Genomic DNA, 9556 nt, shown 5'->3' with positions numbered 1-9556 from the left:
GCGGCCCCGGGGCAGCGGCCGGTGCGGCACACTGGAGCCGGGGCACCGGGCCGCGCGCCGCGGTCGACGCGGTGCCGTCGGGTGCGAGACGTCGGAAGGACCTGTGGTGACGGACGCTTCGGTGACGGACGAGGTGACGAAGGCGGTCGGGGAGTGCGCGCGGGCGGCGAAGGACACCGCCTTTTCCCTGGCCACCGCGGACGACACGGCGATCGACACCGCGCTCCGGGCCATGGCCGGACGGTTGACGGCCCGCCGGGACACCGTGCTGGCGGCCAACGCCGAGGACGTCGCCTCGGCGCGCGCCGACGGGATGAGCGCGGGCCTGCTCGACCGGCTCACGATCACCGACGAGCGCCTGACCGCGATGGCCGAGCAGTTGCGCCTGCTGGCCGACGCGCCGCACCCGGCACGCTCCGTGCCGGTGTCGACCCTGCCGGGCGGCCTGCGTCTGGTGGAACGGCGCCGCCCGGTCGGCGTGATCGGCGCCAATTACGAGGCCCGCCCCAATGTGACCGTCGACGTGGCGTCCCAACTGGTCAAGTCCCGCAACGCCGGGGTCCTGCGGACCGGGGCCGCGGCGCTCGGCTCCGCGCGGTGCCTGCTGGAGGAGGTCATCCGGCCCGCGCTGGACGAAGCCGGCATCGACCCCGGTGTGATCCAGCTCGTGCCGCGCGCCGAGCGGGAGGCGGCGGCCGCCCTGGTGCGCCTGCCCGCGCTGGTCCCGCTCGTCATCCTGCGGGGCAGCGGCGAGACCACCAGGTCGTTGTCCACCGAGGCGGCGACCCACGGCGTGCGCACCATGGCCCACGCGGACGGCGGCGGCGTCCTCTACGTCGACCGCGAGGCGGACCCGGAGACGGTGCGTTCCCTGGTCGCGGACAGCCTGGACCGGCTCGGCGTGTGCAACCGGCTCAACCTGCTGCTGATCCACGACGAGGTCTACGACAGCCTGTGGCCGGTGGTGTCGGAGGCCGTCGGACAGCGCGGCGTCCGGCCGTCCCTGCCCCCGCACGACCACCCGGTCGGCTACGAGTGGGCGTTGGACGCCGAGCACGAGGCCACCGTGACGGTCGCGCGGGTCGGCGGGCCCGGGGAGGCTGTCACCCTCGCCAACGAGGAGACGTCCGGCCTCGCGGCGGGCATCGCCACCGAGAACGCTGCGACCGCGGAGGCGTTCTTCGACGCCTACCGGGGCACCGGGGTGTTCTGGAACGCTCCGACCCGGCTGCTCGACGGCTTCAAGCTGCTCGGCGTGCCGGAGACGGGGATCAACCTGGACAACGTCCCCGGACCACGCGGCCCCGTCACCTACACCGACCTCTCCGTCCGGCAGTACGCCGTCCTCCCGGAAGGCGGCTGAGCAGCGGGCTCGATCCCGGCGGTGTCACATGTTGTTCGTCTCACCCGCGTGTGATCGACTTTTGACTCGGCGAGGGGCTAGGTGTTCTTCAGCTTACTCGGGAATATCTCGTGGTGCGGGTCCCACCAGATGACGTGGAAGACGTTGTCGTGAAGAAACCCGTAGAGCCGCTGGGTACCGGTGAACTCGAATCTCTGGATCTTCGTCATCTCATCGAGCCGCAGCGTCGTCAGACGGTCAAGTGCTTCCTGGAGCAGGCCGCTGGGCAGGTCGTACTCCTTGAAGAACCTGCTGCTGTTCCTCAATTCGTGGACGGTCATGGACTCACAGTGGGCCATCTTCGTCATCAGTTCGCGCCACTGTTCGGACATGCCCTCGTCGAAGCGCCAACGGCTGTCGTGATCGACATGCTTGAACCGCCAGCACAAGCGTTCGCCCGAATTGTGCACGCCAGGCGGCACCGCGCTCGACGGCACGACCTTGCTCTTGCGATCGGGCGGCGTGTGGTGAGGTCTCTGCTTCTTCTTATTGCCCATCGGCGGTAACGAGTGCCTCGAAGAACTCTGCGATGTCCGCGTCGGTGAGCGGCTCGTTGCTCCGGTCGAGATCGTCCGCGCCTGAGCGTGCCCGGGCCCGTTGCCACGGCAATTCCCGATGAGTCATCTCGGACAGTTGATGCGCCGTCATGTGACTGAGGCCGTCCAGCACGAGGTCGAGGGACTCGCGCTCGCCGTCGTCCAGACGGCCGGGATCGCCGCCGAGGGCGTCCGGCGGTAGCTGGAACAAGCCACGATGTTGCTGGTACAGCTGCGGGCAGACGGGCCCATTGGCCCATGCTTCGAAGCGTTCGGGGAACAGCGGCCGTTCTTCCCACACCAGGTGGTAGCCGTACGAGTAGTAGCACAGCTTCTGGAGCTTCATGGCCGTCATCGGACCATGCTTCGCCAAGATGTAACTCGCTACATCCAGTACGGTCGCCATGGCTCGCTCCCCCTTCCCTGTTCGGGCCGACCCTCTCACAACAGGATGTCAGAGGCGTGCCGCTGTCGGTGGGTCTCCACTCGAAAGGGGTGCCGTCCCGGTCGCACGCTCCTCCGGTACACCCGTACCGGAAGGACGGGATCGAACGTGGGTTCGATGGGGTAGTCTGGGGCCTCGCGCCTGCCTGGGTTCTGCCACGGCCGTGGCGCCCCTTTCGCACCCTTCCCTGACGAAGCAGGAACACACATGGTCGCCAGTACGGCGGAGCAGCAAAGCGTGACCGAACACCTCGACGGATTCACCGATCTGGCGCTGCACCCGGCGCTGTCCCGGGCGCTCGCGGAGCTCGGGTACTCCGAACCCACCCCGATCCAGCGGGCGGCCGTGCCCCCGCTGCTGGCGGGGCGGGACCTCGTCGGTCAGGCGGCCACCGGCACGGGCAAGACCGCCGCGTTCGCCCTGCCGCTGCTGCACCACCTCGCCGACGGCGAGCGCGGCACGACGCCGCGCGTGCTGGTGCTCGTCCCGACGCGGGAGCTCGCCGCCCAGGTCTGCGCGGCGTTCGACGGCTACGGTCGGCACCTCGGTGTCCGGGTCGTCCCCGTCTACGGGGGCCAGCCGATGGGCAGGCAGCTGCGGGCCCTCGAACAGGGGGCCGACGTGGTGGTGGCCACCCCCGGGCGCGCACTGGACCACCTGGCCCGCGGCTCGCTCCGGCTGGACGGACTCGACGCGGTCGTGCTGGACGAGGCCGACGAGATGCTCGACATGGGCTTCGCCGAGGACATCGACGCCATCCTCCAGCGGACCCCGGACGAGCGGCAGACCATGCTGTTCTCGGCCACGATGCCGCCCCGGATCGCCGGTCTGGTGCGGCGGTACCTGACCGACCCGGAGCGCATCGAGCTCAGCCGCGCCGAGTCGGTGAGCGGGGACGCCGCCATGATCCGGCAGACCGCTTACCTCGTGCCGCGCGGGTACAAGCCCGCCGCGCTCGGCCGGGTGCTCGACCTGGAGGCGCCGAAGGCCGCCGTGGTGTTCTGCCGCACCCGCGAGGAGGTCGACCGGCTCACCGAGACCATGAACGGGCGGAACTACCGGGCCGAGGCCCTGCACGGCGGCATGGATCAGCAGCAACGCGACCGTGTCGTGGGCAGGCTCCGGGCGGGCACCGCCGATCTCGTCGTGGCCACCGACGTCGCCGCGCGCGGCCTGGACATCGACCAGCTGACCCACGTCGTCAACTACGACGTGCCCAGCGCCCCCGACGTCTACGTCCACCGCATCGGCCGGGTCGGCCGCGCGGGGCGGGAGGGCTCCGCGGTCACCCTCGCCGAACCGCGCGAGCAGCGGATGATCGCCACGATCGAACGGGTCACCAACCAGAAGATGGCGGTGGAGAAGCTGCCCACCGTCGCCGACCTGAAGGCGCGCAGGCTCGAACTGACCCGTGCCGCGCTGCGGGAGACCCTGCTCGCCGACAGCGACGACCTCGAGCACTACCGGGACGCGGTGGAGTCGCTCTCCGGGGAGTTCGACGTCGAGCGGGTCGCGCTGGCCGCGGTGAAACTCGCCCACGAGGCGGGCGGACCGGTCGGGGAGGAGGACGAGATCCCCGAGGTCCGGCCCGAGACGCGCGGCGACCGGGGGAGCCGCGGTGACGACGGGAACACACGCCGCGGCGCGGCCCGTCCCGGTCGCGCCGGGAAGCAGGGCAGGCCGCCCGCGGACGACATGACCCGGTTGTTCGTCAGTCTCGGCCGCACGGCCGGGGTCCGCCCCCAGGACCTGGTCGGGGCGATCGCGGGCGAGTCCCCGTTGCGCGGCAAGGACGTCGGCGCGATCGAGATCTCCGACCGGTTCTCCCTGGTGGACGTGCCGCACACCGCGGCGGACGACGTGATCAGTGCCCTCCGGGACACCAGCATCAAGGGGCGGAGGGTGACGGTCCGTCGGGAACGTCGTCGTGCGCGGTGACCTCCCGGGTGCCCGCCCGGCGTAACGCCGCCGGGCGGAGTCGCTGGTACCCGCGGACGGGCACCGGCCGGAGCCTGCGGAGGTCGTAGTCGCTGTACCCGGCGAGCACGTCCGCCAGCGCGGCGTCCACCAGGACGGTGCCCGGCCGGGCGAGCGAGGTGAGCCTGCTCGCGAGGTTCACCACCGAGCCGTACACGTCGCCGAACCGGCTCAGCACGCGTCCGGACGCCAGACCGGCCCGGACCTCGGGCACCCGTTCGTCCGCCGCGGCGTGCTCGCTCAACGACAGCGCGATCTCCGCGGCCCGTACCGCCGACGGGCAGACGAACAACACCTCGTCGCCGATCATCTTGACGACCCTGCCGTGATGCTCGGCGACGTAGCCGGTCGCCAGCTCCTCGAACCGCTCCAGCAGCCCGGACAGCTCGGCCTCGTCCACCCGCCGGGCCATGCGGGTGTAGCCGACCATGTCGACGAACCCGACGACCTCCGAGGCGGCTTCGAGCGTCTCCTCCGGCTCGGCCAGGGCACGGCCCGCGTAGGCGGCGAGATGCCGGCGCCACACGAAGTCGTGGACCAGTTCCAGCTCCGGCAGCAGCCGCTCCACCAGTTCGCCGATCCGCTGTTCGTCCTCGGCGAGGTCGGGATTGTCCGCGATCAACGACCACAGCAGCTGGGACTGCCACTCGGCCAGCCGGGACATGTGCAGGCCGACCGCGCGGGCCACCGACGTCTCCAGGTCCCGGTCGAGCAGTCCGGTGTCCACCAGCCGGTCGGTGATCCGCACGGCCTCGATGTCGGCCTCGGTGAACACGACCTCGTCGTCGCCCACGGAGGCGAAGCCCAGGGCCCGCCACAGCTGACGTGTGCGGTCCTGGGCGACACCCGCCCGCTCGGCGACCTCCAGCCGCGTGTACCGGCGGGTGCCGCCGAGCAGGATCCGTTCGAGGCGGTGTTGCAGCGTCTCGTCAGCGGGGTGCTCACTCATGGACAGCGGTGCTCGCCGTGCCCTCAGGTGGTGTGGACGATGAGCACGTCCACCCCGGTCTTGCGGGCGACCTCGGAGGGGACCGAACCCAGGATGCGTCCCGCCAGGGTGTTCAGGCCGCGGTTGCCCACCACGAGCAGGTCCGCGGAGTGCTCCTTGACGATCGTGCGCAGCGAGTCGACCGGTTCCCCGACCACGGGCACCGTCTCGATGTCGGTGGCGCCCGCCTTCACGGCCCGTTCCCGCGCCGTGCGGAGGGTGTCCTCGGCCGGAGCCGAACCGACGACCTGGTACGCCTCGTCCCGCAGGACGTCCGAGGCCTTCTCCACCTGTTCCTTGTCCGCCGGGTAGTAGGCGCAGCCGATGACGAGGGTGGCGGCGGAGTCGGCGGCCACACTCGCGGCGCGGTCGACCGCGGCCATCGACGAGTCCGATCCATCCGTGCCGACGACGACGGTCCGATAGGCGGCCATGCGGTCCTCCAGAAGGGTGCTCGTGCCGATTCGGTGGCCGAGAGTATCCGGTCCGGGGCCGCCACGCACCAGTTACCTACTCATGAGTCGGTTTCGTTCCGGTGGTCGCCGGGACCACGACCGTCGGCTGGGACGCGCCGTCCCCGTTGTGCTCCGTGGCGTGTCCGTCCTGACCGTCCGCGTCGGCGCCCGTCGTGCCGTCGTCCGGGGTGTCCGCCTCGGAGGTGTCGGATTCGGGGGTGCCCGCCTCGGAGGTGTCCGATTCGGCGGTGCCCGCCTCGGAGGTGTCCGATTCGGCGGTGTCCGGTCCGGCGGTGGCCACGGCGGCGGTCTCCCCGTCGACGGCGTTCCCGTCGGAGGTGTCCGCACCGGTCGCCCCCGTGCCGGAGGTGTCCGTGCCGGTCGCGTCCGTGTCCAGCGATGAACCGACCTCGGCGAGCATCGTGCGGGCCGCCCGCACCTGTTCGGCGATCCCGTTCCGGAGGGTCCGCAGGGTTTCCACCCGGGCGGTGGCCTCGGCGACCCGGCGCTTGGACTCCTCGGTGGCCTCGGCGACCCGGCGCCTCGCCTCCTCCGTCGCCTCGGCGACCCGCGCGTTCGCCTCACTGATCGAGTCCTGCTTGCGCCGGTTCGCGTCCTCGACCGACTCCCGGCGCCTGCGGTCGATCTCGGCCTCGGCGGTGGCCTTCTCCTCGGCGACCTCGGCGCGCACCGCGGCGGCGTGCTCGTCGGCCTCGGTGATCCGGCGCTCGGCGTCGGCCTTGCTCGCCGCCTCCTGCTCGGCCAGCTCCCGCATCGCCTCCGTCCGCCGGGCGGACATCGCGATCTCGAAGTCCTCCTCGACCTGGGCCCGGCGCTGCTCGGCCTCCCGGTCGAGCCGGTCCCGTTCCTCGGCCGCGCTCGTGGTGATCCGCTCCGCCTCGGCGCGGGCCTCCTCCAGCACCCGAGCGTGCTCGGCCTCCATCTGCTTGCGGCGGTCGGAGAGCTCGGTGAGCAGTTCTTCGTACCGCGCCCGCATGGCGCCCGCGTCCGATTCGGCCTTGGCGCGGATGTGGCCCGCCTCGGCCTCGGCGCGGGCCTTCGTGTCGGCGGCCTCCTCCTGGGCGAGACGCAGCATGCGCTGCAGGCGCTCGGACAGCCCCTCGATGGTGGTCGGCGGCTGGGCGAGTCGTTCGATCTGTCCGCGCAGGTCGTCGATCTCGATGCGTGCGGACTCGAGCTGCCGCGCCAGGTCGTCGGTCTGCGAGACGGCCGCGTCCCGGTCGGACATCAGCATCCTGATGTCGGCGTCCAGCCGTTCCAGATGCTCGTCGACCTGTGCCCGGTTGTAACCACGCTTCTCGAAGTCGAATCCCGCTCCCAGCGGCACGAGCTCCCGTTCCTCGCCAAGGCTCATGGCACCACCCTAACGGTCGCGTCCCGGCCGCACGTGCCGGAAGGTGCCGATGGGGCGAGCTCGTCCGGAGGGGGTTTCAACCGGTCGGTCGCGTCCGTTGACCGGCGGGCCGGGCAGGCGCAACATCCGAGGTGGGAACCGTGTGGTTCCGGGTAGGAGAGAGGGTGGAAGCAATGGCGAACACGTCCGCGCGTCCCTGGACGCGTCCCCACGACTGGGCGGAGTTCGTTCTCGGGGCGGTCCTGGCGCTGTCCCCACTGTGGTTCGACACGAACACCGCCGCGGCGTGGACGATGGTGGTACTCGGTGCCCTGATCGCACTCGACGGGCTGGTCTCGCTGGCACGGCCCGGACTGGTCTCCGGTGAGCTGGCCCAGATCGTGCTCGGTGCCCTGGCCTTCGTCTCGCCGTGGGTGATGGGCTACACCGGCTTCGAGGCCGTGGCGTGGACGTCGTGGATCGTCGGCGGGCTCACCGTCGTCCTCGGCGCCGCCGCGTACCCGGTGGCCAGTGCGGCGCACCGCGCGGCCGGTCAGCACTGACCGCATCCGCCCGGTCGTGACCACGACGCCGCGGCCGGGCGGGCACATTCGCGCGTACCGGCGGGAGGGAGGCGCTCAGTGCGCTCCGCCCGCGGGTTCGACCAGTTCCACGAGCACCCCGCCGGCATCCTTGGGATGGACGAAGTTCACCCTGCTGTCGGCGGTGCCGCGCCGTGCCTGCGGGTAGAGCATCCGCAGCCCCTTGTCCCGCAGTGCCTGGGCCGCGGCCTCGACGTCGGTGACCCGGTAGGCGAGCTGCTGTAGCCCCGGACCCTGCCGGTCGAGGAACTTCGCGATCGTCGAGTCCGGAGCGAGCGGGGCGAGCAGTTGCACCGCGGCACCCCCGTGGTCACCGGGGGCGTGCAGCATGGCCTCCCGCACGCCCTGCTCGTCGTTGACCTCGATGTGGGTGGCCTCCAGCCCGAAGGTCTCGGTGTAGAAGGTGAGGGCCTCGTCCAGGTCGGCCACGGCGACACCGACGTGGTCGACGGCGGTCACGAACGGCTTCAGTGCCTGCTGCATGGGTCCTCAGGATAGGGGGCAGGTGGTCGGGTGCCCACCGTGAGTTGCGTCGCGTCCGGCCTGCCCGCCCCGGCGCCGGCCGGGGCGGTATCGTCGATCAGGCCGTCGACATCGTCGGGCACGCTGTCGACGTGGGCGTGTCCGCGTCGCCGTCGAACGACTCTCGCAGGAGGCAGATTGTGTCCGGTTTCCCGTCCGGCTCGGTGATCCTCGGTGCCGCCCGCACCCCCATCGGCCGGTTGCTCGGCTCGCTGAAGGACTTCTCCGGGGCCCAGCTCGGGGGCGTGGCCATCCGGTCGGCGCTGGAGCGTGCGGGCGTGCCCGCCGACGCCGTCGAGTACACGATCATGGGGCAGGTGCTCACCGCGGGTGCGGGGCAGATCCCGGCCCGGCAGGCGGCGGTGGCCGCGGGGATCCCGATGACCGTGCCCGCGCTGACCGTCAACAAGGTCTGCCTCTCCGGCCTGGACGCCGTCGCACTGGCCGACCAGCTCGTCCGCGCGGGCGAGTTCGACCTCGTCGTCGCGGGTGGGCAGGAGTCCATGTCGCAGGCGCCGCACCTGCTCCCGAACTCCCGCACCGGGGTGAAGTTCGGCGACACGCCGCTGGTGGACCACATGTCGCAGGACGGGCTGTTCTGCGCCTTCGACCAGGCCGCGATGGGCGCCTCCACCGAGCGCTACAACGCCCGCTACGACCTGACCCGCGCCGAGCAGGACGCCTTCGCCGCACGGTCGCACCAGCTCGCCGCGAAGGCCGCGGCCAACGGGGTCTTCGACGCCGAACTGGCCCCGGTGGACGTCCCGCAGCGCAAGGGTGACCCGGTCACCGTGACCGCCGACGAGGGTGTGCGGGGTGACACGACCGCCGAGTCGCTGGCGAAGCTGCGCCCGGCGTTCGACCCGGACGGCACCATCACCGCCGGTTCGGCCTCCCAGATCTCCGACGGCGCCGCGGCGGTGGTCGTCGCCAGCAGGGCCAAGGCCGAGGAACTGGGCATCACCCCGCTCGCCGAGGTCGGTGCGCACGGGGTGGTGGCCGGGCCGGACGCGAGCCTGCACGAGCAGCCGTCGAACGCGGTCAAGGCGGCACTGGGCCGGGCGAAGCTGGATGCGGACGCCCTCGACCTCGTCGAGATCAACGAGGCGTTCGCCGCCGTCGGGCTCGTCTCGTCCCGCGAGCTCGGGGTCGACGAGGACCGGGTCAACGTCAACGGCGGGGCGATCGCGCTCGGCCACCCGATCGGCGCGTCGGGCGCCCGGCTCGTGGTGCACCTGGTGCACGAGCTGCGGCGTCGCGGCGGCGGTCTCGGGG

The 9556-nt window shown here is 71.8% G+C and carries 10 protein-coding genes; 4 read left to right on the top strand and 6 right to left on the bottom strand.

What is annotated here, in order from left to right:
* Window positions 1-121 precede the first annotated feature (121 nt).
* Window positions 122-1363: an aldehyde dehydrogenase family protein gene (locus SACPADRAFT_RS0205240; RefSeq protein ID WP_028662231.1), complete on the top strand. Its 1242-nt coding sequence runs from the start codon at window positions 122-124 to the stop codon at window positions 1361-1363.
* A gap of 77 nt (window positions 1364-1440) precedes the next feature.
* Here SACPADRAFT_RS0205240 and SACPADRAFT_RS25705 read toward each other — a convergent pair whose 3' ends face one another.
* A complete protein-coding gene (locus SACPADRAFT_RS25705) occupies window positions 1441-1899 on the bottom strand; it encodes a hypothetical protein (RefSeq protein ID WP_007025227.1) in 459 nt (152 codons plus the stop codon).
* Window positions 1889-2344: a Panacea domain-containing protein gene (locus SACPADRAFT_RS0205230; protein WP_007025228.1), complete on the bottom strand. Its 456-nt coding sequence runs from the start codon at window positions 2342-2344 to the stop codon at window positions 1889-1891. Before SACPADRAFT_RS0205230 ends, SACPADRAFT_RS25705 begins: the two co-directional genes overlap by 11 nt.
* Window positions 2345-2590: 246 nt before the next feature.
* Between SACPADRAFT_RS0205230 and SACPADRAFT_RS0205225 the strand changes: the two genes are divergently transcribed.
* Window positions 2591-4321, top strand: a complete 1731-nt coding sequence (locus tag SACPADRAFT_RS0205225) for a DEAD/DEAH box helicase (protein ID WP_007025229.1) — start codon at window positions 2591-2593, stop codon at window positions 4319-4321.
* On the opposite strand, the gene SACPADRAFT_RS0205220 is transcribed toward SACPADRAFT_RS0205225, so the two are convergent.
* The 3 genes from SACPADRAFT_RS0205220 to SACPADRAFT_RS0205210 form a co-directional block, all read right to left on the bottom strand.
* Window positions 4272-5309, bottom strand: a complete 1038-nt coding sequence (locus tag SACPADRAFT_RS0205220) for an adenylate/guanylate cyclase domain-containing protein (protein ID WP_007025230.1) — start codon at window positions 5307-5309, stop codon at window positions 4272-4274. The two genes, SACPADRAFT_RS0205225 and SACPADRAFT_RS0205220, sit on opposite strands and share 50 nt — an antisense overlap.
* 23 nt (window positions 5310-5332) lie before the next feature.
* A complete protein-coding gene (locus SACPADRAFT_RS0205215; RefSeq protein WP_007025231.1) occupies window positions 5333-5782 on the bottom strand; it encodes a universal stress protein in 450 nt (149 codons plus the stop codon).
* 76 nt (window positions 5783-5858) lie between these two features.
* Complete coding sequence (locus SACPADRAFT_RS0205210) at window positions 5859-7178, bottom strand: coiled-coil domain-containing protein (protein ID WP_007025232.1); 1320 nt, start codon at window positions 7176-7178, stop codon at window positions 5859-5861.
* A 173-nt stretch (window positions 7179-7351) separates the two neighbouring features.
* On the opposite strand from SACPADRAFT_RS0205210, the gene SACPADRAFT_RS0205205 reads away from it, so the two are divergent.
* Window positions 7352-7720 (top strand): SPW repeat protein, encoded by a 369-nt coding sequence (locus tag SACPADRAFT_RS0205205; RefSeq protein WP_028662230.1) that lies wholly within the window; start codon window positions 7352-7354, stop codon window positions 7718-7720.
* Between the two features lie 75 nt (window positions 7721-7795).
* On the opposite strand, the gene mce is transcribed toward SACPADRAFT_RS0205205, so the two are convergent.
* The gene (gene mce / locus SACPADRAFT_RS0205200) at window positions 7796-8242 is read right to left on the bottom strand and encodes a methylmalonyl-CoA epimerase (RefSeq protein WP_007025234.1); all 447 of its coding nucleotides are present in this window, start codon (window positions 8240-8242) and stop codon (window positions 7796-7798) included.
* Window positions 8243-8421: 179 nt separating this feature from the next.
* Between mce and SACPADRAFT_RS25700 the strand changes: the two genes are divergently transcribed.
* On the top strand, window positions 8422-9556 hold a 1135-nt coding region (locus SACPADRAFT_RS25700), incomplete at its 3' end, for an acetyl-CoA C-acetyltransferase (protein WP_007025235.1).

The sequence above is a fragment of the Saccharomonospora iraqiensis subsp. paurometabolica YIM 90007 genome (assembly GCF_000231035.2).
In the GTDB taxonomy this organism is placed as follows: Bacteria; Actinomycetota; Actinomycetes; order Mycobacteriales; family Pseudonocardiaceae; genus Saccharomonospora; species Saccharomonospora paurometabolica.
This window is presented reverse-complemented; position numbering and strand designations above follow the sequence as displayed.